Source organism: Lysinibacillus sp. COL-1 (assembly GCF_059814265.1).
In genome coordinates, this window is sequence record NZ_JCAWSJ010000004.1 from 1,541,443 (window position 1) to 1,567,354 (window position 25,912).

The following is a 25,912-nucleotide window of genomic DNA, read 5'->3' on the forward strand; positions in this document are numbered from 1 at the left end:
TTAGGATCTTTTTTATGTTGCAAAAAAATCATGAGAACTTTCCTTATATAAATGTTTTTGGTATTTTTTATTAATAGTTCTCTGATTTTGGAAATATAGAGCGGATTTTTACAACGCAGATTAATTGTCAAATGAATTTTTATTTAAAAAATACATTGAATTTTCTTTTTCTTTTAAATATAATTTACTTAATTCTAATTCGGAACACTGTTCCGATAATAGGAACATGGAGGGATGCAGTCTTGAAAATCGCAACAGATATTGGCGGTACTTTTACCGACTTAGTTTTCACAGATGAAAAAGGAAATCTTCATTTTGATAAGGGACATACAACACCTGGTCACTTTGAGGATGGCATATTAAATGTATTAGGACGACATGTTACAGAAGAATCTCTGATTGAATCATTTATTCATGGTTCAACGGTTATTATCAATACATTAACGGAAAGAAAAGGGGGCGTAGTTGGGTTAATTACAACTAAAGGCTTCCGTGACGTCATAGAAATTGCACGTGGGAATCGACCGGACTTATATAACTTTAAATATAAAAAGCCACAACCATTTGTAGAACGTTACTTACGACAGGAAATGGATGAACGCATCGATTTTAAAGGAAATATTATGAAAGCGCTTAACACCGAAGAAGTCGATGAAATCGTTCGTAAATTTAAAAAATTGGGTGTTGAGGCGATTGCCATTTCATTCATTCACGGCTATAAAAACCCTATTCATGAACAACAGCTAAAAGAGGAAATTTTAAAAATTTGGCCTGAGGTGTATATCACACTTTCAAGTGAAACCATTAAAGAATATCGTGAGTATGAAAGAACGAATACAACGGTGTTGAATTCTTATGTAAAGCCGATTGCCCATGCCTATTTAAAAAGCTTAAAAGAAAAATTAAGTACGATCGGTATTACAGACCATTTAAAAATTATGCAATCAAATGGTGGGACGACAAGCTTTGATAAAGCAATGGAGCTACCTATCAATTTAGTGGAATCTGGTCCTGTTGCGGGGATGTTTGGGGCAGCCAAATTAGGGCAGCTACTCAATGAATCGAATATTATTGCGTTCGATGTTGGTGGGACGACGGCAAAATGCTCCCTTATTACAGATGGCAAAGTAAATGTGACAACAGATTACTATATCGAAAGAAATGAAAAATTTGCGGGTTATCCAATTAAAACGCCTGTAGTGGATATTGTTGAAATCGGTAATGGCGGTGGCTCCATCGCACGTGTGGATCCATTTGGCTCGTTAAAGGTTGGTCCAGATTCTGCTGGTGCAAACCCAGGGCCAGTGGCATATGGCTTAGGCAATACACAGCCGACAATTACCGATGCAAATGTGTATTTAGGAAGATTATCATTAGAAAACTTTGATAATCCAGTATCCATTGACAAAGTAGAGGAGGCTCTAGTGGAAGCAATTGCGAAACCGTTTAATGTAACGGCAGAAGAAGCGGCTCAAGGTATTTTAGATATTGCGAACTCTAATATGTTAAATGCACTGAAGTTGATTTCGATTCGTAAAGGCTATGATCCAGAAGACTTCACAATGGTAGCATTCGGTGGTGGTGGCCCACTACATGCGATTAACCTAGCAGAAGAATTAGGTATGAAAAAAGTGATTATTCCATATGGTTCTTCCGTCTTTTCAGCATTAGGTATGATGATGACAGAATACCGACAAGATTATATTCAAACAAGTTTAATGGGCTTTGATGCCAACCATCTTGCGGCAATTCAAGAAAATATTGATCAGGCGATTGCCAATGCCTATGCGGATGCCCCTTTATCAAAGGATCATTATTATTTTGAGATTAATTATGATTTACGATACAAAGGACAAGAGCATGCAGTGAAATTGAACGCATCGACTAGCACGATTACAGAAGAGGGGCTACGCGAATTAGCGGAGGCTTTCCATGTTAAACATAAACAAGAGTTTTCATTTGATTTACCAGCTACGCCCATTGAGTTAGTCAATTTACATCTTACAATCTACGGAAAAGATGAGGCAGTTCAGTTTAAGGAACTAGACTTCTCACAGGTCGACGCTTCCACATGTATCAAAGCACAGCGTAATTTATATGTGAAGGGAACAGGTTGGGTAGAGGTCAATGTCTACGATCAACAAAAGCTCGTACCAGGTTATGTCATTGCAGGTCCTGCTATTGTGGAAAATCCAACATCTACGGTCGTAATCAATGACAAGCAATCCATTGAAATTGATAAATATGGCAATTTGATTGTAGAGATGGAGGGGAAATAAAACATGAAAAAAGACGTTTTTGCAGTAGAAATTATTCAAGATTCATTGCTAGCCATAGGGGACGAAATGTTTGTGGCTCTAGCACGTTCATCCATGAGCCCAGTTATTTATGAAGTATTAGACTACGCTTGTGGTTTAACGGATGCCAAAGGTAATTTAATTAGCCAAGGGAATGGTGTCACAAGCTTTATTGGGATGCTAAGTCCAATGGTGCAACGTGTTATTGAAAAATTCGATAATGGAAAGTTGCATGAAGGCGATGTCATTATTATTAACGACCCATATGTTGGGGGTGGATCGCATTTATCGGATGTGGGCTTAGTATTACCGATTTTTTATAAAGGTGAAATTATTGCTTACTCTGCCAATAAAGCACACTGGACAGAGGTAGGAGGGATGGACCCAGGTTCGTTTACAAGTAATTCTAATGAAATCTATCAGGAAGGTTTACAGCTACCGGGTGTCAAACTTTATCATAAAGGGGAGTTGAACGAGGCGGTCTATGAAATTATAGCAACGAACGTTCGTTTACCAGAGCTTTCAATTGGCGATATGTTTGCACAAGTGGCAGCCTTAAAAACAGGTGAAAAACGCATTGCAGAGCTTTGTCAGAAGTTTGGTGCTGAATCGGTGAAATTGTCCATTCAAAGATTATTGGACAAGGGGGAGAAAATTGTAGAGCTTGAGCTTCAACATTTACCAAAAGGTGAATTTTATGCGGAAGACTTTATTGAAGGGGATCCATTAAAGGGCGGACCCTATCCAATTAAAGTGAAAGTAACGATTAGTGATGAAGAATTTATTTGTGATTTTAGAGGCTCGCATCCTGCGGTCAATGTGCCAGTGAACTGTTCACAATTTGGTTTAATGGCAAGTGTGCGCGTTATGTTCTTAGCTTTACTTGGCGATATTGATGTAATTAACGAGGGTGTCTTTAAACGCTTAACGATTATCACAGATGAAAATTCGATTGTTTCCGCTAAACGTCCACATCCTGTATCCATGAACTTTGAGGCGCGTATTGGGGCTGCGGATTTAATTTGGAAAGCTCTTGCACCGCATTTGCCAGAAAGATTATCGGCAGGGCATTTACAGTCCGTTTGTACATTTATCTTAACAGGTAAAAACCCTGAAAATGATGAGTCGTTCCTAATTGTTGAACCATCTGTTGGTGGTTGGGGAGCAGCAAATGATGAGGATGGTCAAAGTGGGCAATACTGCATGGGAGATGGTGAAACCTATAACCTTCCTGTGGAAATTGCAGAAACAAAATACGGTATTCAAATTGACGAATATAGTTTAAACTGCGATGGTGCTGGTGTCGGTCAATTTAGGGGTGGCTTAGGTGTACGTCGTGTCTATACAGTCAATCATGATGGTCAAAAGGTTTCTGTGAACCTAGGCAGACATCAATTTGCGCCATTCGGTTTAAATGGTGGTGGGGAAGGCTCTCACAACTATTTAATCGTTCATAAAAAGGATGGAACGAAGGTTGGACCAGTAGGTGTACTTGCCAATTATGAATTGCAAAAAGGAGACCGTATTGAGCTTGTTACAGCAACTGGCGGTGGTTACGGCAATCCATTAGAAAGAAGCACGGAAGCCATTGAACGTGATTTATTAAATGAATATATTTCTGAAGAAGTGGCGAGAAAGCAATACGCTTATCTAAACGCTTAAGGGAGAAATAAATGACTGTCAAGACATTAAAAAACTCATTGGATATACTAGAATGCTTTGCTACGACAGAAAACGCATTAGGTGTTCGTGAAATTTCACGCATGATGAAGTTGCCGACAAGTGTTGTGCAAAGAACCATTAATACATTTACAGAAGCGGGTTATTTAATACAGGATGAATACACTAAAAAATATAAATTAGGTTACAAAATGTACCTTTTTTATGATGTGCTATCGAATTCAAAAGACCCACACTCGACCATTTATGAATTAATGCAAAATCTTGCTAGTGAAATGAATGAATCAGTATTTCTTACTTATATGGACAATGAATATGGTGTCACAACAAAAATAGCCGAAAGCAATAAAAATGTAAAGTATGCGGTGTCTTTAGGAACGAAGACACCCCTTTACATCGGTGCCTCCTGTAAGGTGATGTTTGCCTATTTAGAGGAGAACAGACAGCTCGAATTAATAGCCTTCTTTCAAGAGGAACAATCGAAAGAAGAACATAAGTCCTACCTTGAATCATTAAAGGGAGAGCTGCAGCAAATCCGTCGCAACAACTGGTGTGGAACGGTTGGGGAGTATAATGAACATGCATTTGGCATCAGTGTACCATTATTTAACTATAAAAAAGAAATCATCGCATCTCTTACAATTTCTGGTTTGGTATATGATTTAAATGATCAAAGGGAGAAATATATGCTTGAACAGTTAGTGAAAGTAGCTCAGCAAATACAATCACACATTTCAAAACTATAACAACAATAGGGGAGCTGTCACTATGAATAATAAAGTATTACATCCTAGGGCTTTAGAGCCTGTAACGTTACTAATGATCGTCTTAACATCTGTCGTTGGGGCTATTATTGGGATTCAACTGATTACAACTTTAGGGATTTCTGCTAATACATCGATCGTTGGGGCAATATTTGCGATGATTCTCGGAAGAATACCAATAGGAAAGCTCATTGCATTCAAATCCGTGCACAGACAAAATATTATTCAAACGGCGATTTCATCGGCTACATTTAGTGCAGCAAGTAGCTTAATGCTGCCAATCGGTATTCCATACGTTTTAGGTTATGAAAATTTAGTTTTACCATTATTTATCGGTGTTATTTTAGCGATGTTTGTTGATGCTTTATTATTATATAAATTTTTTGATACAAAGATTTTCCCGGCAGCAGGTACTTGGCCACCAGGGATTGCAACTGCTGAAGCTATTAAAGCTGGCGATAAAGGCGGTAAAAATGCAAAGGTATTAGTTGGTGGTGTATTAATCGGTATCGTGGGAGCTGTTCTTAAAATTCCAATGTCAGCTTTTGGGGTGGCGTTCATCGGCAATATTTGGGCGCTGACGATGTTTGGAATTGGTCTTTTACTAAGAGGCTATTCTGTTCAATTATTTAATGTTGATTTAAATGCCTATTATATTCCACATGGTATTATGATTGGTGCCGGAATTGTGGCTCTTTTCCAAGTAGCATTTACATTAATGAATAAACGCTCTGCTAAAAAGTCAGAAGAGTTAAGCTATTCAAAAGATGCTAAAGAAATTCGCCAAGGTTTTGGTGTAGGGTTTATTGCTTATTTAGTCATTGCATTATTAATCGCCCTTTTAGGCGGAATAATTACACATATGTCATTCGGTATGTTAATAGGCTTTATCATTTTCGCAACAATCGCAGCATTTGTCCATGAGCTAATCGTTGGTATTGCAGCGATGCATGCAGGTTGGTTCCCAGCATTTGCAGTGGCATTTATTACACTAATTGTTGGTATTTTAATAGGTTTCCCAGCACCAGCACTTGCTTTATTAGCAGGCTATAGTGCCGCTACGGGGGTAGCATTTGCCGATATGGGCTATGATTTGAAAACAGGTTTCATTTTACGTGGAAATGGTAGTGACCCAGCTTTAGAAAAAGAAGGACGCAAGCAGCAAATGATTGCGGGTATGTTAGCCTTCTCGATTTCAGCAGTAGTTGTTCTACTTTCCTATAAATCTTATTTTGCACAAGGTTTAGTAGCACCTGTGAATCATGTCTATGCAGCGACAATTCAATCAGGTGTTACAGGCGATGTAGCGAAACAATTAATGATTTGGGCGATTCCTGGTGCATTGATTCAATTAATAGGTGGTTCAAAACGACAAATGGGTATCCTGTTTGCTACTGGTTTATTACTGATTAACCCGATTGCTGGTTGGGCTGTATTAGTGGGTATCTTGCTTCGTGTTATTTTCACGTATATGACGAAAGGCAAGAGAGAATCTGAAATGACGGTCTTTGCAGCGGGTGTCATTGCTGGAGATGCGTTGTATAGCTTCTTCTCTTCTATTCTAAAAATAGGGAAATAGAAAGGAGTAAGGAAATGGCAAAAGTATTATCATATGAGGATGGGATTGCTGCAGTTTATGGAGGAGCAATCCTTGGTGGTGGCGGAGGTGGTCTCCTAGAGGAAGGGCTCAAGCTAGTGGAGGAAATCTTTGCTGCTGGGACACCTCAATTAATGGATATCTCTGAATTAAATCATGAGGACTTAGTGGCATGTGTAGCAATGGTCGGCGCACCATCAGCAGCCGATCAATACATTTCTAGCGAGCAGCTTTGTTGGAGCTACCATAGTATGAATCACTATTGCGATCAACGTCTGAAGGGCATCATTACGAATGAAAATGGTGCCAATACGACGATTAATGGCTGGTTACAGTCGGTCCTATTAAATGTCCCAGTCGTTGACGCTCCTTGTAATGGTCGAGCACATCCGACAGGTATTATGGGTTCTTTAAATCTACATGAACAACCAAATTATCAATCCGTACAATTTTACGCAGGAGGAAAAGCTCATTTTGCAGTTCAAGGCTTTGTGGAAGGAACTTTACACAATACGGCAAAAACAGCACGTCAAGCCTCTATTTTAGCGGGTGGGCTTGTAGGCGTAACAAGAAATCCAGTGACGATTGACTATCTACAGAAGCATGGTGCACCAAATGCCATCACAATGGCCATTGAGCTTGGCTATGGCTTTTTAAAGGGACAAACTTTTGAAGAAAAATTAGCTCATGTTTTACAGCAATTGAATGGGGTACACATCGTTTCAGGTGCAGTAAAGAAATATTCATTAACGAAGGAAAATGGCTTTGATGTTGGGAAATTAGCAGTTGGTGATTATCACCTAACTTTCTGGAATGAATATATGACGTTATCGAAGGAAGGACAGGTGCAATCGAAATTTCCAGATCTCATTATGACATTCGATATCGAAAAAATGATTCCTGTGCCAAGCGCAAGTATTCAAGAGGGGATGCATGTAGCAGTTATCCACGTAGACCAAGCTAATTTGAAATTAAGTTCAACGATGCAAAATGAAGCCCTTTTACAGGAAATTGATGCAATCATTCAAGACGTACTGTAAAGAAAAAAGACAAAACAGTAAAAGCTGCCATCATCTACTTGATTGTAAGATGGGCAGCTTTTATTTGTCCTTCAGCGGGAGGGTCATACTTTTTATCAAAATTGTTCCTACTTCCTTTATCGCTTCATACATTTATGGCTTACATGTTTTTCATTCTAATGAGCACAACTCATTGAACATGGTGTTCACAAGCTGTAAACAAGGATCGTGCACGATTTTCATTAATGGGAGGAGCTACGTTCATACATACTCAAATAATTGACTAGAAGAAGGTAACAACCATTAATAAAAAACAATTCACTTTTGCTACATCTAGTGAAATCCTTTTGGTCATGCATCAAACTAACTTGTTGTTCATATTTTTTGGCATGTACATATGGCTATGCGGGTTAAACAAAGAATTTCTAAGGGAAAGTGTTCACTTTTATTTGTTTAGATGATTGGTTTTCAATACGCACGTCATCTTTAAAACAGGTTATTCAATTGTAAGCCCGCTGAAGTTGATGTTCCATTTGTCAAACACATAGCTGTTGTACACGACTAAAAAAATATGAGATACAGAACAAATAGATTGTTCTGTACGTTTATCATATAATATTCAGAAAAATTTGTCAATTGAAATGGTGTTGTTTTTTTATTTTACTACATTACCTTTTACTCGAAAAAGTACAGTATAATCTTATAGGAAAGGAATGAGAGTACATGATGGATCATTTAATGAATAAAGTACGTGAAGTATATGCACAATTTGATGCTAGTCATGATTTTCAACATATTGAACGCGTTTATCAAAACGCATTAGCTATCTTACATACCGAGCCTACAGCAGATGTTGAGGTGGTCAAAATAGCGGTGCTTTTGCATGATGTTAGTGACAAAAAGTATACTGATAGCAAGGAACAGGAAGAACAGCTTATTGCAGAGTTACCTGTTAGCGAGGAAAAAAAGCGGCATATTCGAGACTGTATCGCACAAGTGTCGTTTAATGGTGGAAATGAGCTAGAAGCAACCTCATTGGAAGCAAAAATTGTTCGAGATGCTGATCGTTTAGATGCGATTGGGGCTATTGGCATCGCTAGAACATTTGCTTACGGTGGAGCAAAAGGTCGCAAGCTATATGATAAGGACGAAGACGCACGTACAAATATGTCTGAGTCAGAATATCGTCAAAAAAATACTGCATCTGTTACGCATTTTTATGAGAAATTACTACTACTAAAAGATTTAATGGTGACAGAAAAGGGCAAGCAAATGGCCTTAGAGCGTCATCAATTTATGGAAAGCTTTTTAAAGCAATTACAGCACGAAATCGGTCAATAGCACAAAGAACCGCCTTTCATTAGAAGGGCGGTTCTTGTTCATTCGGGTATTTCTTTCGTAACACCAAAATTGTGAAGAATGCGTTCAGTATGACAAAATAAAAGACTTCTATCGCAAATAGCATTTTTGTTTTCACATCAATGGCCGTATCATTTTCTGTGACAGCATCGAATTGGCTAATAGCAAAAGCAAATTGCAGCAAGAATATACCACAAGCTAATGATAGGAAATTGAGTAAGGTAAATATAATTTTCCCCTTCAGTACACTGCTGTTTTTTACATTTTTTTCTAAAATAAACACAGTGTTGGCAATATATAAAACTAAATTTATGACGACTGCAAGCTCCATAAAAAATTCCCCTTAAAAAATAGGATAGTTGTTGTTGACATAACCCTTTTATTGTAATGAATTATTTGAAATTTTCTTAATAAAATCGGCCGTACTTGATAGACAATGTATTTTTGATCCGATGGGAAACCAGAAATAAAACCTTTATTTTTTATGATTATATCCATGGCATATTTGTCTTTTATAAAGATTCTCACTTGTCGATCATCATTTTCACTAAAAATATATAAAAAAAGCACCTACCATCAAAGTAGGTAGAACGACAATGAGTCGGGAAATTTTCATCATGTTACTCTTCTAAAAATGGATTGGAATATTATGTTACACTAATGTTTTTGGTATCTCAAACGGTAATTTTTACCATTGTAGTACATCAGCATAAAAATGCAATGAGTGGCTATAAAGGGCCTTATACATTTTAGCGTGATAGATTAGAGGAATCCATGGAAAATAGATGATCTTACTAACGTAAATGCTTCTCAAATAATAATCAGGTCTTCTGGGGAAGTGCGCCAATTGCTGAAAGCCGAAAGTATGTAGGAAAGCTCTAATATGAAAATCAGTTATTCCTATTCTAAACCACAGGACATAGAACAAGGAATCATCAAGCTTTGTCAGCTTATGCACACGAATTTACAGGACATTCACCCATCGTAAGTACGGGTTGTTGTTCTTTGTTTACCTGTCAAATGATGTTATGATGAATAATGGATATCAATAATCGTCTACATAAAAATCGTGTGGGCATGAACAATACCTAACATGAAAGAGATGGAATAGTGGAATGAGTCATTTAATCGTACAAAATTTAACCAAAACGGTGGGCGATAAAACGCTTTTTCAAAATATTGAATTTACCATTTATGAAGGAGAGCGAGCAGGCTTAATCGGTATTAATGGAACGGGCAAATCAACCCTGTTATCCATTTTAGCTGGAGATATAGAAGCAGACATGATAACAGTCGATCGTCCGAATAAATACCGTGTTGCCTATTTGGCACAGGAGCCGACATTTAATGCTGGAGAAACGGTTTTACAGGCTGTCTTTGCAGGCGATTCACCGATTTTACAACTCAATCGCCAATATGAAGATACAGTAGCTGCACTAGCTGTCAACCCAACATCCGAAAGTTTACAAAAGACATTGTTTAGTCTGCAACAGCGCATGGATGAAGAGCAGGCATGGGATGTTAATGCCCTTGCAAAAACGGCATTAACGAAGCTAGGCATCGAAACATTCGATAAAGAGGTGTTAACGCTATCAGGTGGTCAGCAAAAACGAGTTGCCTTAGCCAAAGTGTTAATTGAGCCTGCAGATCTTTATTTATTGGATGAGCCTACCAACCATTTAGATGTGGAGTCAACGGAGTGGCTTCAAGAAATGGTGCTACGTCTAAAGGGTGCAGTCATTTTCATCACCCATGATCGTTATTTCCTCGATGAATTATCGACACATATTTACGAGCTTGCAGATCAAACGTTGTATCGTCATACAGGAAATTATGGTGATTATTTAGAGTCACGTGCTATTCGTGAGGAAATGAAGGCTGCCTCTGCGCAAAAGGATCGCAACCGTTATCGTTCAGAGTTGAAATGGATTCGTCGTGGTGCGAAGGCACGTTCAACTAAGCAAAAAGCGCGTATTCAACGCTTTGAAAAGCTGGAGGATAACCTAGAACGCAAATCAGAGGATGTTTCATTGGAATTGGGCCTTGCAACTACACGCCTTGGTCGAAAAGTGCTAGAGGCTGAAAATATTTCGAAAGCCTTCGGACAGCAAAAAATTCTTGAACACTTTTCATTTTTACTACAGCAGGGGGACCGAATCGGCATTATTGGTGCGAATGGTGTAGGAAAATCAACTTTATTGAACATGTTGGCAGGGGAGCTAACACCCGATCAAGGTGAAATTCTTGTAGGGTCAACAGTGAAGCTTGCACATTTCAAGCAAACATTGCCGAAAATGAATGAAAATGAGCGTATGATTGAATATATACGTGAGGCTTCTAATGATATTACCGATGCAGAGGGCGTTCGCTATTCAGCGGCTCAAATGTTAGAGCGCTTTTTATTCCCGCTGCACGCACATGGTACACCAATTGGAAAATTATCTGGTGGTGAGCGCAAACGTCTTCATTTATTACGTTTATTAATGGAACAACCAAATGTTTTATTACTTGATGAGCCAACCAATGACCTGGATATTGAAACATTGGGTGTGTTAGAGGATTTCATTGAGCATTTCCCTGGCGTTGTCATCACGATTTCCCATGACCGTTTCTTCCTAGACCGAATTGCGAAAAAGTTATGGATATTGGATGGACAAGGACAGGTAGAGGAAACGCTGGATCTATACAGTGAGTATTTAGAGAAGCGCGAGCAGGCAGCTACTGTCAAAGCAGAGGCGCCAAAAGTCGAAAAGGCGAAGACCGAAAAGCCAAAATCAGACAAGAAAAAGCTATCGTTTAAAGAGCAAAAGGAATGGGAAACGATTGCAGATGACATTGAAAAGACGGAAACAGCCATTATGGAGACCGAAGACGGAATCGCGAATGCGGGCTCAGATTTTACAAAATTACAGGAATTAACAGCCAAGTTGGATGAGCTAAATGCTCACTATGAGCATCTGATTGAAAGATGGTCTTATTTAGATGAAATTGTCAACGGATAAGGAGCGATAGACATGAAAATTATTACAATTGAACCGACGCCAAGTCCCAATTCGATGAAGATTGTCGTTGATACAGAGCTACCGTTCGGGAAAAGCTATAATTTTACAAAGGATAATAAAGACGAGGCAACTGGCGAGGCTGCAGCCATTTTAGCTATTGAAGGGGTAAAGGGCGTTTACCACGTAGCCGATTTCTTTGCTGTTGAGCGTAATGCCAAATATGTATGGGAAGGTATTCTCGCAAGCATTCGTCAAGTGTTAGGGGAAGATGTACAAACACAAGATAAAACCGTTGTAGCCAATGAATTTTATGGTGAGGTTTATGTGCATGTACAGTTTTACAAGCAAGTGCCACTACAAGTAAAAGTTTTTGATAATCAGCGCGAACATCGTGTTAGCTGTGGTGACCGCTTTGTTGATGCCTTTAATCAAATTATTGAATCAGCAGTAGATGAAAACTATATTTTCCAACGCAAATGGATTGATTATGGTGTACGCTATGGCGAGCTTGAGGAAATAGCAGAAACAGTCAAGCAGGAGATCGATGTCACGTATTCTGCGGAGCGTGTAGCAGAAATTGTCACAGCTATTAATAATGATGATGAAAAAGCGGTGATTAAAACAGCTAAAATAAAAGTGACAGTGAAGCAGTTCAATCAACCAGAATGGGAGAAACGCTTCCAGTTGCTCGATCAAATGGCTGATCCAGAGCTAGATGATTTACCATTACTTGATTTAGCCTTACAGGATGAACAGATGTCCATTCGTCGACTAGCGACTGTCTACTTAGGCATGATTGAAGATGTGGCTGTTGTGCCTTATTTAGAAAGAGCCTTACAGGATAAAAGTGCAGCGGTACGTCGAACAGCAGGCGACTGTATGAGTGATCTTGGCCTTGTAGAATTTGAAGAAGCCATGCAGCAAGCCTTACAGGATAAAAACAAATTGGTTCGCTGGCGTGCAGCGATGTATTTATATGAGGTCGGCACGGAGCAATCTTTACCAGCACTAAAAGCGGCTGAGGATGATAAAGAATTCGAAGTGAAATTACAAGTGAAAATGGCTATTGCTCGTATCGAACAAGGTGAGGAAGCAAAAGGCTCGGTCTGGAAGCAAATGACCGAATCCCGTCAACAATAAACAGGAAAAAACCAGCAGCTGCTGGTTTTTTTCGTTTTAGGAGGGGATAGGGTGGTTCGCTCTCAAATAAAAGAAAAGGTCGCTCATAAGTAGCGTGAGGCTCAGCTCTAAAAGGAGAACAAGTCTTTCAAAAGTAGGATGCACCGACTCACTCACTATAAAATCAAGCACCCCAAAATCGAACCATAAACTCTTCTTTATTCAAAAAATCTATCAAAAATTCACGTAAAACAGAATAATTTGTCGTTTTCTAGCGTTTTATTGCTAAACAAAAAGTTAAGGTCATTCTAGGAATCATTAACATATTGTCTAGTTTCATAGAGAAAGGACAATGATAAAATAACATAAATTCAGAATATTCTCTAAAAATAGGGGGCCTTTGCATGACAGTAACTAGTTTGAAAGCAACGAAATCGTATGTGCGTGATCGGGAGGCGGTCATTGCATTAACACAGAAGCTTGTGCGAATTGAAAGCGTTTACCGTGAGAACGATCCGAAGGGTAATGAGCAAGAGGTGGCAACTTTTGTAGCCTCTTATTTACGAGATATTGGCATCGAAACGCATGTAGAGGAAGTTGTGCCAGGGCGACCGAATGTAATTGGCATTATTGATTCGGGCAAGCCTGGGAAAACATTACTTTTCGAAGGACATACAGATGTCGTGACAGAGGGCAATCGAGAGGCTTGGGCTTATGATCCATTTGGAGCAGAGATTGTGGATGGGCGTATGTATGGCAGGGGAACGAATGATACAAAGGGGAATCTGGCTTGTATGATTACGGCTTGCCAGTCATTGCTGCTAGATCGAGAGGAGTTTACTGGCAAGATTATTTTATGTATTCCTTGTGATGAAGAGGGGCTAATGCTTGGCATTAAGCATTTTATTAAAAATGGCTGGGCTGATGGAGTGGATGGCGCGATTATCTGTGAGCCACAGGAAAATAATGTATGTATTGCACAGCGTGGGGCCATACGTTTACAAGTAGATATTTTCGGTAAAATGGCGCATGGTGCTATTTCGTGGAGCGGTATAAATCCAAACTGGCGCATGGCGCGTTTTATCGTAGAACTTGAAAAATTGGAAAAAGAGGAGCAAGCACGATTAGGGCGTGATCCGATGCTGAATTGGCCATCTATCACACCAACGATTTTACGTGCGCCGGTTAAAGGTGATGCACAAATCAATGTCATTCCAGATCATTGTATGACGACGCTCGACATCCGCACGGTGCCTGCTCAGGATCATGGTGAGCTATTAGGCAAAATCGAGACCATTATTAAACGGTTACAAGCAGATGACCCTGATTTTAAAGTCGAACTAACGGTGCTTGATAATCGGCCGGCTACTGCAACGGCTAAGGAAGATCCTGTGGTACAGGCTATTTATGAGGCGGTGGCAGAGGTGACGGAGAAAGAACCGAAATATAATGGTGTTCCGGGTGCGACAGATGGTACGTTTCTTCATGTTCATGGCATCCCGATTGTGACGGTCGGTGCTGGAGATCGCGAAATCCCTCATCAAATCAATGAATATGTAGAGCTTGAAGAATTAGCAGAAACAACGGCTATTTACCGTTTAGCAGCATTAAAATTTTTGGCGGGTGATGAACAATGACGTCAATAAAAATGGCCGTCATACCAGGGGATGGCATAGGAAAAGAGGTAATGCAGGAAGCATTAAAGGTGCTGACATGTTTGCAGGAACAGGACAGTTCCTTACACATTGAAACGACCATTTTTCCTTGGAGCTCTGATTATTATGTGCAGCACGGCTGTATGATGCCCGAGAATGCATTGGAAACACTTCAAACATATGATGCGATTTTATTTGGTGCAATTGGCGATGCTCGTGTGCCAGATGATGTCACGGTTTGGCAATTAATTATGCCTATTCGGAAACATTTCCAGCAGTATGTGAATTTCCGTCCTATTAAATCGTTGCCAGGGATAGCATCTCCTTTAACGAATGGTAAAGACATTGACTTTGTCATCTTCCGTGAAAATGCGGAGGGCGAATATTCGGATAGTGGTGGTCGACTGTATCAGCAGCAGCCACAGGAAATGACCATTCAAAATACCATTATGACGCGGATTGGCATTGAAAAAATTGTCCGAGCTGCCTGTAATTATGCCAAGCAACATGGTAAAACCAATATCACCAGTGCGACAAAATCGAATGCCATTATTCATTCGATGAAATTTTGGGATGAACAGACAAAAAAAACGGTGGCACAAAGCTCATCAGACCTACAGTTGAAATCCATTTATATTGATGCTTTGGTAGCCTATTTTGTCGAACGTCCACAGGATTTCGAGGTGGTTGTGGCGTCCAATTTATTCGGCGATATTTTATCCGATTTAGGCTCAGCTATTGTCGGGGGACTTGGTCTGTCTCCATCGGCAAACCTGAATCCAGAAAAGGATTTTCCATCGATGTTTGAGCCTGTTCATGGGTCTGCACCAGATATTGCTGGTAAGGGCATTGCTAACCCCATTGCACAAATTTGGTCGCTTGCCTTACTTCTTGGACATCAAGGTAGAAGCGATTTAGAACAGCTCATTGTTAAGGCGATTACAACAGTGCTACAGGAAGGTATCGTAAAGACAGCAGATATTGGTGGACAAGCGACAACGGCACAAATGGGCGATGCAATTTGTCAGGAAATCATTAATAGGACTTTAACAGCAGGAGGTGTTTAGGATGGCAATCGAGCAAAAGGTGGTCGTAGTTACAGGTGCAGGAGGCGGTATGGGAAAAGCGATTATTCAAGAGCAGCTAAAGCAGGGTAATCAGGTTGTAGGGCTTGATTTATCAATAGATGCACTATCAGATATCGCCCATGATTCATTACAATGTGTTGAAGTCAATGTATTGCAGGAGGAACGTGTTCAAAGCATTTGCCAACAGGTTTTTGACAAGTATGGCAGAATAGATGGCCTTGTCAATGCACTAGGAATTGCCCAGTCAGCGACACCGATTGAGCAGGTCACGATGGATGAGTGGAACCGTTTAATGGATGTCAATGTAAAAAGCTTGTTTATCACGACAAAAGCAGTTGTTCCTTTTATGAAAAAACAGCAAGGGGGCTCCATTATTACAATAGCCTCTATTTCTGCCGTGCGTCCTAGACCAGGCTTACAGGCTTATATTGCCTCAAAGGGGGCGGCAGAAAGCTTTACAAGAGGGCTTGCAATTGAACTTGCATCAAGCCAAATTCGCGTTAATACGATTCATCCAGGCCCAGCTGACACACAAATGCTTGGTCAATTTGCTGCACAGGATGCTGATATAGAGCAAACGAAGCAAAATGTGTTTGTGCAGTCTGTCCCACTTGGGCGCTTAGTACAGCCAGCGGATATAGCAGGGGCAGTCAGCTATTTATTGTCTGATGCGGCAAGTATGGTCACTGGAACGACATTGCATGTAGATGGTGGTCGTGGATTATAGGAGGGGTACGATGAGAAAAATTCCTATGTTAATTAATGGGGAGTGGGTTCATGGTGAAGAAGAGACACACCTAGAAGTTAAAAATCCCTCGACAGGGGAAGTGATTGCACAAATTAGCAATGCAAGTAAAGCGCATGTGGAACAAGCAGTACATTCAGCCCGTCTAGCGTTTGAAGGACAAGACTGGCGTCAATGGAAGGCCTATGAACGGGGGCAGTTATTAATTGAATTTGCCCATTATATTCGACAGCATGCAGAGGAATGGAGTTTACTAGAATGTCGAGACGTAGGAAAGCCCTTATCACAGGCAAGAGCAGATATTGAAGCAGCGGCTCGCTATTTTGAATTTTATGGTGGTGCAGCGGATAAGGTGATGGGGGATACCATTCCGATTGAGGATGGACTATTAAATGCGGTAGTGCTAGAGCCAGTTGGCATTACGGTACATATTGTGCCATGGAATTATCCGATTCAAATTACGGCAAGAAGTGTCGCAGCGGCTATAGCAACTGGTAATGCTGTGATTGTGAAAAGTGCAGAGGATACACCCCTGACAACACATGCCATCGCTGAATGGTTTGCCAATAAAGTGCCGAAAGGGATTTTCCAGCATATTACAGGGTTGGGGCGAGAGGTTGGGCTCTATTTAACGTCACATCCTGATATTAATCATATTACGTTTACGGGTTCTGTGCCGACAGGGATAGCGGTGATGAAGGCAGCAGCAGAAAATGTTGTGCCTGTGACATTAGAGCTTGGAGGAAAATCGCCTAATATTGTGTTTGCAGATGCCGATATGGAGCAAGCATTAGAGGGGGTTGTACGTGCCATTATTCAAAATGCCGGTCAAACTTGCTCTGCAGGGGCACGTTTACTCATTGAAGAAAGTATTAAAGATACATTCATTGCACAACTAGCACAAAAATTTCAAGCGATACAAGTTGGACCTGGGGAAGCGGATATGGATATGGGACCGCTATTAAATGAACGCCAATATACGAAAATCACGGCATTATTACAACAAGCAAAGACAGATGGCTATGTGATTACGGGTGGCGAACCAGTGACGATAAAAGGCTATGAAAAGGGCTTTTATGTACAGCCAACTATACTGGATGGCGTTGATCCAAATGATCCATTAGCGCAGGAAGAAATTTTCGGCCCTGTCTTAACCGTCCTGCCATTTTCCAGCGCAGACGAGGCTATTGCATTAGCCAATAGCACTGACTACGGCTTAGTTGCTGGTGTTTGGTCACAGCATATTGATACGGCTCATTATGTGGCAAGTCGTGTGCAGGCTGGCCAAGTATTTGTCAATAATTATGGGGCTGCTGGAGGTATTCAAATGCCATTTGGCGGCTATAAAAAAAGCGGAATTGGTCGAGAGAAGGGCTTTGTTGCACTGCGAAACTATACGCAAATGAAAAACATCGCTATACGCTATGCACCACCTAATCAACAGTGAGATGGAGGGACGCATATGGAACAGCCAAAAGAAAAAGAAGTGCTTTTAGAGGTCAATCAATTATCCATCCAATTCCAGTTGAAAAATGGCAAAGAGGCGAAGGTTGTTGAAGATGTAAACTTTACTATTCATAAAGGAGAAACCGTTGCACTGGTAGGTGAATCAGGAAGCGGCAAAAGTATCACATCCTTAGCGATTATGCGTTTACTGCCCATACCACCAGGTGAAATTACAGCAGGTTCCATTGCCTTAAACGGTAAAAATCTACTCGCCTATAAACAGAAAGAGATGAGCCGTATTCGTGGTAATGAAATTAGTATGATTTTTCAAGAGCCTATGACCTCTTTAGATCCCGTCTTTACGATTGGCAATCAAATGATTGAGGGCATTCGCAGACATCAAAAGGTATCGAGAAAAGAGGCATGGAAGAAAGCATTACTACTTTTACAGGAGGTAGGGATTGCCAATGCAGAAAAGGTGATTGCTGAATATCCTCATCAACTATCAGGGGGAATGCGGCAACGTGTCATGATTGCTATTGCGATGTCTAATAATCCGCAGCTATTGATTGCAGATGAACCAACCACAGCACTGGATGTGACGGTACAGGCACAAATTTTAAAGCTGATGCTGAAAATGAAGAAAGAGCATCAGTCGGCCATCTTATTTATTACACATGATATGAGTGTTGTTGCAGAAACAGCCGATCGTGTCATGGTGATGTATGCAGGGCAAATTGTCGAGGAAGCTCCAGTGAGAGAGCTCTTTTTAAATCCGCAGCATCCTTATACAACTGCTCTCTTAAAAACGATGCCTAGCCTTGATTCAGATGTCAAAAGGCTGCCGTCGATCCCTGGCACCGTACCACCAGCGTATGCATTGCCTGATGGCTGTCGCTTTGCCCCACGCTGTCCACATGCGATGGCACATTGTCATGTGGAGCAACCGGCTATCCATTACATTCAAGAGGCACATAAAGTACGCTGTCATTTATTCACAGAGAAAGGGGAGCTGGCTCATGATGGAGAAAGAAGTTTTGCTGGAAATTAATCATTTAAAAGCCTACTTTCCTGTGAAACGCAAATCGATGAAGGAAGAAAAAAAGGTCATCAAGGCGGTTGACGATATTTCAATAGAGATTTTTAGAGGAGAAACATTGGGCATTGTAGGAGAATCAGGCTCAGGCAAATCAACCTTTGGGCGAACGATTTTAAAGCTCGTTGAACCAACAGCAGGGGAAGTATTGTATAAAGGGCAGCCAATCCAGCATTTAAAGGGCAGTAAGCTACAAAGTTATCGCAATCAAATGCAAATGATTTTTCAAGATCCCTTTTCCTCCCTTAATCCTCGGATGCGGGTCGGCTCTATTATCGAGGAACCGATGAAACTGCAATTAACATTGACGAAGGAACAACGAAAAGAGCGTGTGAAGGAGCTCTTACAAAAGGTAGGGCTACCTGAGGATGCCATGCATAAGTTTCCGCATGAATTTTCTGGTGGGCAGCGACAACGAATTGGTATTGCCCGAGCATTAGCGATACACCCAGAATTCATTATTGCTGATGAGCCGGTATCTGCTCTGGATGTGTCGGTGCAATCGCAAGTTCTTAATCTCATGATGGATTTACAAGATGAATTTCAATTAACCTATTTATTTATTTCACATGACTTAAGTGTTGTGAAGCATATTAGTGACCGTGTGGCAGTGCTGTATTTAGGAAGAGTTGTGGAGATTGGGACAAAGAAGGAGCTCTACGCCAATCCATTACATCCCTACACACAAGCATTGCTATCTGCTATACCAGTCGTTAATTTTGATGAGCCGAAACAAGAAATACTTTTACAAGGTGAATTACCAAGTCCAATGAATCCACCTGTTGGCTGTGTCTTTCATACCCGTTGTCCATTTGTGATGGAAAGATGTCATCAGGAAAGACCGATGCTTCAACATGAAAATAATCATCAACGAGTGGCTTGCTTTTTATATGATAAATAATCAGAAAATTAAATTTATTTTGGAGTGGAGGTGTTGCAGATGTTTGGCAATATAACGGATGTGCCAGGTGTCAAAGTCGGACATCGTGAAAATAAGGAAGGGATTACAGGCTGCACGGTGCTATTAGTAGGAAGTGGGGCGGTGTGTGGAGTGGATGTTCGAGGCTCTGCACCAGGCACTCGTGAAACAGATGCATTAGACCCTATTAATGAAATTGATCGAGTCCACGCCATCTGTTTAGCTGGGGGCAGCGCCTTCGGATTAGATGCTGCCACAGGTGTCATGCAATTTTTAGCCGAGCAAGGAATTGGCGTTGATGCAGGTGTGGCAAAAATACCGATTGTGCCGAGTGCTGTTCTCTTTGACTTATTTATCGGTGATCCTCATGCTCGACCTACTGCGCAAATGGGCTATGAAGCGGCACAAGCAGCACAAGTTGGCCCATTTACCAATGGCAATATAGGTGCTGGCTATGGCGCAACTATTGGCAAACTAGCAGGACCTAATTTTGCGATGAAGGGTGGGCTTGGTAGTGCTTCCTATGCGGGGAAAGATGGTCTCGTAGCAGGAGCCATCGTGGCAGTGAATGCCGTGGGAGATATCAAGGACCCTGCTACACGGCAAATTTTAGCAGGAGCCAGAGATGCGCATTCTGGTCAGTGGGTGGATTGCTGTGCCTATTTAGAGCAGCATGCACAATCAGAGGCATTAGCTGGCACTAATACAACGATCGGTGTGGTAGCAGTGAATGCCAAGTTAACGAAGGCAGAGGCTAAAAAAATTGCACAGCTTACGCAAAATGCTTTAGCACGAACGATTTATCCCGTTCATACCATGCTGGATGGCGATACGATTTTTGTGCTAGGGACAGGCGATCAACCTTATGCACTTGATTATCTAGGACATTTAGCAACAAAGGTAATGGAGGAAGCCATTCTCGCTGGCATTAAAGGCGCTGATAAATTGGCAGATGTTGAAAGCTATACAAGCATTCAAAGATAGGCATATGGGAAAAGGGGGAACGACTATGCAATGGAAAAAAAGAGGACTGATGCTCGTGACATTGTTATTAGCAATTATCATGACAGCATGTTCAGGTGATGGAAAGAAAAATACGACAGGTTCAAGTTCTACAGATGGTCAAACGGTAGCCGATGTTCCACAGGAAATCGTTGTACGTGTCAATGACGATCCAGATTTTTTAGATCCACATAAGGCTACAGCGTCTATTTCCTATCAAATGATACTTAATCTGTTTGAGGGGCTTATGGCACCTGAAACGGATGGTTCCTTGAAAGAGGGGCTTGCAGAGAGCTACGACATCTCGGAGGATGGTTTAACGTATACGTTTAAAATACGCCAGGGTGTGAAGTTTCATAATGGTGATGATTTAACGATGGAGGATATCCAATATTCCTTTGACCGTTTAATGGGGAAAAATGGTGGGGAGAAAATGTCTAATAACTTTGATAATGTGGCATCTACAGAGGCACCTGATGCGACTACATTTATTATCAAGTTAAAAGAGCCGAACTCTAATTTCTTGTATTCATTAACAGCAAGACAATCAGCTATTATTCCTAAAAGTAATGATGGTAAGCATAATGAAAACCCAATTGGGACAGGACCATTTGCCTTTGTAAAATACGCACCTGGCACCAATTTAGAGCTCAAGAAAAATGAGCAGTATTGGCAGGAAGGATTGCCTTATTTGAATAAAGTAACCTTTGCCTTTCAATCAGATGATCAGGCAGCCATTATGAGCTTGATGGCGAATGAGGTAGATTTAACGAGTGTTCCTTGGCATCGTGTTGGTGAGGTAGAGGGTAGCTATAATTTATCCCATCAAAATAATAACTCATCATTAATCGTTACTTTTAACGAAACAAAGGCACCTTTCGATAATGTGAAGGTTCGTCAAGCGATCAATTACGCCATTAGTAAATCCGATATTATTGATTCTGTATTTGCGGGCTATGCTGTTCCTCTAGGATCTAATATGAGTCCAGCAATGGGAGACTTCCAAAAGAAGGGCTTAGAAAGCATGTATGAACGAGATGTGGAAAAAGCGAAAACCTTATTAGCGGAAGCGGGTTATCCTGATGGCTTTAAAACAAAAATAACGGTGTCTTCACATAATGATATTTACTCAAATATTGCCCAAATTGTAGTGGCTAATTTGCAGGAAATTGGCATTGATGTAGAAATTGAAGTAGTTGAATGGGGTATCTGGCTAGATCGTGTGTACTTTGGTCGCGACTATGAGATGACAACGATTGATTTAACAGGTCGTGCATCTGCCTTTGAAATTTTGAATGACTATATCTCCACAAATGATAGTGAAAACTTCTTCCTGTTTAAAAACGAAGAATACGACAAAATTATGGCTGATGTCTTGAAGGAAACTGATCAAGCTAAACAAATCGACTACTACCATCGTGCACAGGAAATTTTAGCAGAGCAAGCTACTGCGGTTTACATTGCTGATTATCAAATCGTGTGGGGTACTGACAAACAAGTGACGGGGCTTAAGAGTTATCCATTCTGGTTCCATGATATGTCTGAGGTTAAGTTTTCAAACTAGAAAGGGATGAATGCTTATGATGTATATCCTACGTCGAATCATCCTGTTAATAATCACCATCCTTCTAGTATCCATCATTACATTTGGCGTTTTTCAAATATTACCTGGTGATCCGGTTCGCACGATGTTAGGGACGGAGGCGGATCCCACACAAATTGAAAATTTACGATCTGAGCTCGGCTTGGATCGTCCTCTTTATGAACAATATGTAGATTGGATGAAGGGCTTATTGACAGGGCAATTAGGGAATTCCATTCGATTTTCCATGCCAGTAAAAGAATTATTATTTGATCGACTTCCTGTCACCATGTCATTAGCAGGGCTTACCCTTATTATGGTCTTAATCATTTCCTTACCTTTAGGGATGTTTGCTGCAAGAAGACAAAATAAATTAAGTGATGTGTCATTATCCACTATGACGCAAATTGGGATGGCAGTACCATCCTTTTGGCTAGGGATGATGCTTATTCTTTACATTGGCTTACAGTTTAGCTTCTTTAAAATTAGTGGCTATATTCCTTGGACCCAAAGTATAGCAGGAGCACTTAGCACGCTTATTCTTCCAGCTTTAACGATTGCCATTCCACAAATTGCGGTGAATTTCCGTTATGTCCGTACAGCTATTCTAGAACAAGTCCAACTCGATTATGTCCGTACAATTCGCAGTAAAGGGATGTCTGAACAAAATGTAATGTATAAGCATGTATTAAAAAATTCGATGATCCCGATTTTAACGGTTTTTGGTTTGATCATGGCAGAGGTAGTAGCAGGAACGATTATTGTGGAGCAGGTGTTTTCCTTGCCAGGTATCGGTCAGCTACTAATTACGGCTATTAGTAATCGTGATTTTCCACTTGTGCAGGGGATTGTCATGTATATTACAGTAGCTGTCGTCATGATTAATTTTATCGTTGATGTTTTATATTCTGTGTTGGACCCTAGAATTCGATTACGTTAAGAGGTGGCTACCATGAAACAACTACAGCGCTATACTAAAAAAATCAATTTAGTCATTGGTCTCCTCGTTATTGTCGGCTTTTTGCTCGTCATGCTTGTTAGTTTCTTTTATACACCACATGATGTCAATGCGATGAATATACCTGAAAAATTGCGTGGACCTGGTGGTGCCTATATGTTTGGAACAGATGAATTCGGGCGTGATATTTTTAGCCGCATTATGAAGGGGACACAAACAGCCTTTGCTGTGGGTCTATTAACCGTGGCAATTGGAACGGTGTTTGGCATTCTTATCGGTGGTATTGCGGGCTATATTGGTGGCTGGATCGATGAAATCTTTATGCGGACGATGGACGCTTTAATGGCTTTTCCAGGCATTATTTTAGCCTTAATGCTTGTAGCAGTATTCGGTCCAGGGATTACAAATACCGCTATAGCGCTTGGCATTATCGCTATTCCAGCTATTGCAAGGATTGCACGTAGTGGCTTTGTGCAGCAACGTGACTCGGAATATGTACTGGCAGCGAAATTAATCGGGGTCAAGCCTTATAGCATTATGTTCCGCCATATTTTACCGAACATTTCGTCGCAAATTATTGTGGCTGCAACCGTGACATTTGCGACGGCGATGTTAGCCGAGGCAGCACTAAGCTATTTAGGGCTTGGAGTACAACCACCAAACCCTAGCTGGGGCAGAATGTTAAAAGATTCACAAGCCTATTTAATCGGTGCCCCTTGGTATACGTATGCGCCAGGAGGAGCCATTACCATTCTTGTTCTTGGTTTATATATGCTCAGTAATGCTTTACGAGATTTTATGGACCCACGTTCAAAATCGTAACACATCAGGTGCTGTTTTTTGTAAGAGTTCATATGCCTTAACAGCCATTTCAATATTGAGGCGATGGGGAGCTTGTAAAAAATCAGCACCTAATATACTTTCTAGCCGTTCAATTCGTTTATAGAGTGTTTGACGGACGATAAACAGCTGTTCTGCTGTATCATTTTTAGCCCCGTTACAGGCCAAATAAACAGCTAATGTTTGAAATAAATCAAGGCTACTTTTTTGATCTAATAACAATATCTCTTGTAAATAATCTTTCACAAATTGTAGGAGAGCTGTCTGATCCTGCTGTAATAATAATCGATAGACACCTAGATCCTTATAGTAGATGGAGCTAGCCAATTGCTGATGTTGCATTTGAATGGCCGATTTCGCCTCTTTATAGCCAAGATGAACACTTTCAATCGACTGATAGACATTGCTAATGCCACAGCTAAGGATAAGCTGTTCAAAAAACTGTGCTGCTTTTCTCGCTATAATCTGTGAAATGGCTTGATCGAAGGAATCACGATTGTCTTTCATATAATCTGCGGCAATAAAAAAGGCTAAAATAATAATCTCATGCTGTCGTACCGAAACAGTAGGGAAAAATCCGAGCTTTTTTAAAATTGAGCGAATATACATGGCATTTTGGAGCTGTATTTCCTGCCACTCTTCTTCAGACACTGTATTAGCTTTATCATGAAGATTGAATACGACGACTCGGTAAAATAAATTACGACTCTCGATTGGCAAATAGCTTTGATAGTATGGTATATCAACGGGCTGTCCTTGAATTAAGGCAAGGATAAATTCATCCTCACGGCTTTGCTGTCGCTCCTGCAGCATGCGATTACGCATTAAAATATGGGCTATTGACATCGTAGCCCGTTCTAGATTCAACAAGGTGTAATCACTCGGCTTTGGCAGTCCAGAATGCATACATAAATAGCCCCAAACTTGTCCAAGTCCATTCACAGGGATGATGACAAAATGATCCTTATCAATGGATAAAAGGTGCAGAGGCTCTTGTATTTCTAACTGCTGACAATGCTCCTCCATAACACGCAAGTATTTTTTAGCCTCCACAGGATAATAAAAGCTTTTTGTATCTTCTGAGACAAATAAAAAGGGCGCATCCGTATCTTGGTGGAGAACTTGTAATATTTTTAAAATTCCATTTGGCATTAACGATAATTCCATAAATGTTTTGGAGAGTGTATCTAGCTGTGTTAGTGCCTGCTGGTGTTGATTAATTATGTACGTGTGTAAATCTTGCGTAATATCGATAAATCGTACAATGTCTTCAAAAATAATAATTGGGAAATGATGGGCGTTCGCCATAGCAATCAATTCTACAGGGACATGATCGAAATAGTCTCCAATTTCTATACAAAGACCAGCAGCTTCATTGCGAATAAGGTTTTGTAAGTAGGCGATTTGTGTTTCACGTTCGAGCTGTAAACCAACACCAGTAGTTAAAATCAATTCACCACCATTAATTAATGTATCAAAATCTTTGATTTCTAATATATGTGTCCATAAAACTTGGCGATCAAGACCATGCTGCCCAGCGATAAGCTTCGCTGATTCAAAATGCTTGCGCTTGAGGACATCACGTACGAGTAGAGGATGTTTCGCCATCAATTAGCACCTGCCCTTCGAATGTACAATGTCTATTTCATTATGTTAGAGAAATCAGAAAATTTCAATATTAACTAGTTTAATAGGGAAAATGGTGATAGATAAAAAGACATCGATGATCACGATTGGAGGTCAT

General features: G+C 40.5%; 20 protein-coding genes. 18 read left to right on the forward strand and 2 right to left on the reverse strand.

Annotation, left to right across the window (positions count from 1 at the left end):
• Nucleotides 1–242: 242 nt before the first annotated feature.
• The 6 genes from AC6BKE_RS15795 to AC6BKE_RS15820 all read left to right on the forward strand — a co-directional run bounded on the left by AC6BKE_RS15795 (nt 243) and on the right by AC6BKE_RS15820 (nt 8,698).
• A complete protein-coding gene (locus AC6BKE_RS15795) occupies nt 243–2,279 on the forward strand; it encodes a hydantoinase/oxoprolinase family protein (RefSeq protein WP_089932528.1) in 2,037 nt (678 codons plus the stop codon).
• Nucleotides 2,280–2,282: 3 nt separating this feature from the next.
• Nucleotides 2,283–3,959, forward strand: a complete 1,677-nt coding sequence (locus tag AC6BKE_RS15800; RefSeq protein ID WP_058844691.1) for a hydantoinase B/oxoprolinase family protein — start codon at nt 2,283–2,285, stop codon at nt 3,957–3,959.
• 11 nt (nt 3,960–3,970) lie between these two features.
• On the forward strand, nt 3,971–4,723 hold the full coding sequence (locus tag AC6BKE_RS15805) for an IclR family transcriptional regulator (RefSeq protein WP_036123024.1): 753 nt from the start codon (nt 3,971–3,973) through the stop codon (nt 4,721–4,723).
• Nucleotides 4,724–4,745: 22 nt separating this feature from the next.
• A complete protein-coding gene (locus AC6BKE_RS15810) occupies nt 4,746–6,320 on the forward strand; it encodes an OPT/YSL family transporter (RefSeq protein WP_036123027.1) in 1,575 nt (524 codons plus the stop codon).
• 14 nt (nt 6,321–6,334) lie between these two features.
• Complete coding sequence (locus tag AC6BKE_RS15815; RefSeq protein ID WP_330493839.1) at nt 6,335–7,378, forward strand: S-methyl thiohydantoin desulfurase domain-containing protein; 1,044 nt, start codon at nt 6,335–6,337, stop codon at nt 7,376–7,378.
• Between the two features lie 705 nt (nt 7,379–8,083).
• Nucleotides 8,084–8,698 carry an HD domain-containing protein gene (locus tag AC6BKE_RS15820; RefSeq protein WP_036121558.1) on the forward strand — a complete coding sequence of 205 codons (615 nt, stop codon included), beginning with the start codon at nt 8,084–8,086 and terminating at the stop codon, nt 8,696–8,698.
• A 19-nt stretch (nt 8,699–8,717) separates the two neighbouring features.
• Here the strand turns inward: AC6BKE_RS15820 and AC6BKE_RS15825 are convergent, their stop codons facing one another.
• Entirely contained in the window at nt 8,718–9,047 is a 330-nt protein-coding gene (locus tag AC6BKE_RS15825; protein ID WP_058844693.1) for a hypothetical protein, read from the reverse strand.
• Nucleotides 9,048–9,831: 784 nt separating this feature from the next.
• Here AC6BKE_RS15825 and AC6BKE_RS15830 point away from each other — a divergent pair.
• From AC6BKE_RS15830 to AC6BKE_RS15885, 12 genes are all read left to right on the forward strand, one after another.
• Nucleotides 9,832–11,718 carry an ABC-F family ATP-binding cassette domain-containing protein gene (locus AC6BKE_RS15830; RefSeq protein WP_058844694.1) on the forward strand — a complete coding sequence of 629 codons (1,887 nt, stop codon included), beginning with the start codon at nt 9,832–9,834 and terminating at the stop codon, nt 11,716–11,718.
• A 12-nt stretch (nt 11,719–11,730) separates the two neighbouring features.
• Nucleotides 11,731–12,858: a conserved virulence factor C family protein gene (locus tag AC6BKE_RS15835; protein ID WP_058844695.1), complete on the forward strand. Its 1,128-nt coding sequence runs from the start codon at nt 11,731–11,733 to the stop codon at nt 12,856–12,858.
• A gap of 383 nt (nt 12,859–13,241) precedes the next feature.
• The gene (locus tag AC6BKE_RS15840) at nt 13,242–14,474 is read left to right on the forward strand and encodes a M20 family metallopeptidase (protein WP_036121552.1); all 1,233 of its coding nucleotides are present in this window, start codon (nt 13,242–13,244) and stop codon (nt 14,472–14,474) included.
• On the forward strand, nt 14,471–15,559 hold the full coding sequence (locus tag AC6BKE_RS15845; RefSeq protein WP_058844696.1) for a tartrate dehydrogenase: 1,089 nt from the start codon (nt 14,471–14,473) through the stop codon (nt 15,557–15,559). The genes AC6BKE_RS15840 and AC6BKE_RS15845 overlap by 4 nt, the downstream gene beginning before the upstream one ends.
• Nucleotide 15,560: 1 nt before the next feature.
• The gene (locus tag AC6BKE_RS15850; protein ID WP_036127354.1) at nt 15,561–16,307 is read left to right on the forward strand and encodes an SDR family NAD(P)-dependent oxidoreductase; all 747 of its coding nucleotides are present in this window, start codon (nt 15,561–15,563) and stop codon (nt 16,305–16,307) included.
• A gap of 10 nt (nt 16,308–16,317) precedes the next feature.
• Nucleotides 16,318–17,772 (forward strand): aldehyde dehydrogenase family protein, encoded by a 1,455-nt coding sequence (locus AC6BKE_RS15855; RefSeq protein ID WP_058844697.1) that lies wholly within the window; start codon nt 16,318–16,320, stop codon nt 17,770–17,772.
• Between the two features lie 15 nt (nt 17,773–17,787).
• Complete coding sequence (locus AC6BKE_RS15860; protein ID WP_036123040.1) at nt 17,788–18,822, forward strand: ABC transporter ATP-binding protein; 1,035 nt, start codon at nt 17,788–17,790, stop codon at nt 18,820–18,822.
• A complete protein-coding gene (locus AC6BKE_RS15865; RefSeq protein WP_036123042.1) occupies nt 18,791–19,768 on the forward strand; it encodes an ABC transporter ATP-binding protein in 978 nt (325 codons plus the stop codon). Before AC6BKE_RS15860 ends, AC6BKE_RS15865 begins: the two co-directional genes overlap by 32 nt.
• Nucleotides 19,769–19,807: 39 nt before the next feature.
• Nucleotides 19,808–20,770, forward strand: a complete 963-nt coding sequence (locus tag AC6BKE_RS15870) for a P1 family peptidase (protein WP_036123045.1) — start codon at nt 19,808–19,810, stop codon at nt 20,768–20,770.
• A 25-nt stretch (nt 20,771–20,795) separates the two neighbouring features.
• Nucleotides 20,796–22,352, forward strand: a complete 1,557-nt coding sequence (locus tag AC6BKE_RS15875; protein WP_058844698.1) for an ABC transporter substrate-binding protein — start codon at nt 20,796–20,798, stop codon at nt 22,350–22,352.
• 16 nt (nt 22,353–22,368) lie between these two features.
• A complete protein-coding gene (locus AC6BKE_RS15880; protein WP_036123050.1) occupies nt 22,369–23,310 on the forward strand; it encodes an ABC transporter permease in 942 nt (313 codons plus the stop codon).
• 12 nt (nt 23,311–23,322) lie between these two features.
• Nucleotides 23,323–24,150, forward strand: coding sequence for an ABC transporter permease (locus AC6BKE_RS15885; RefSeq protein WP_249646014.1), 828 nt, complete (start codon nt 23,323–23,325; stop codon nt 24,148–24,150).
• On the opposite strand, the gene AC6BKE_RS15890 is transcribed toward AC6BKE_RS15885, so the two are convergent.
• Complete coding sequence (locus AC6BKE_RS15890; RefSeq protein WP_058844699.1) at nt 24,139–25,776, reverse strand: PucR family transcriptional regulator; 1,638 nt, start codon at nt 25,774–25,776, stop codon at nt 24,139–24,141. The genes AC6BKE_RS15885 and AC6BKE_RS15890 overlap by 12 nt on opposite strands.
• Nucleotides 25,777–25,912: the final 136 nt, after the last annotated feature.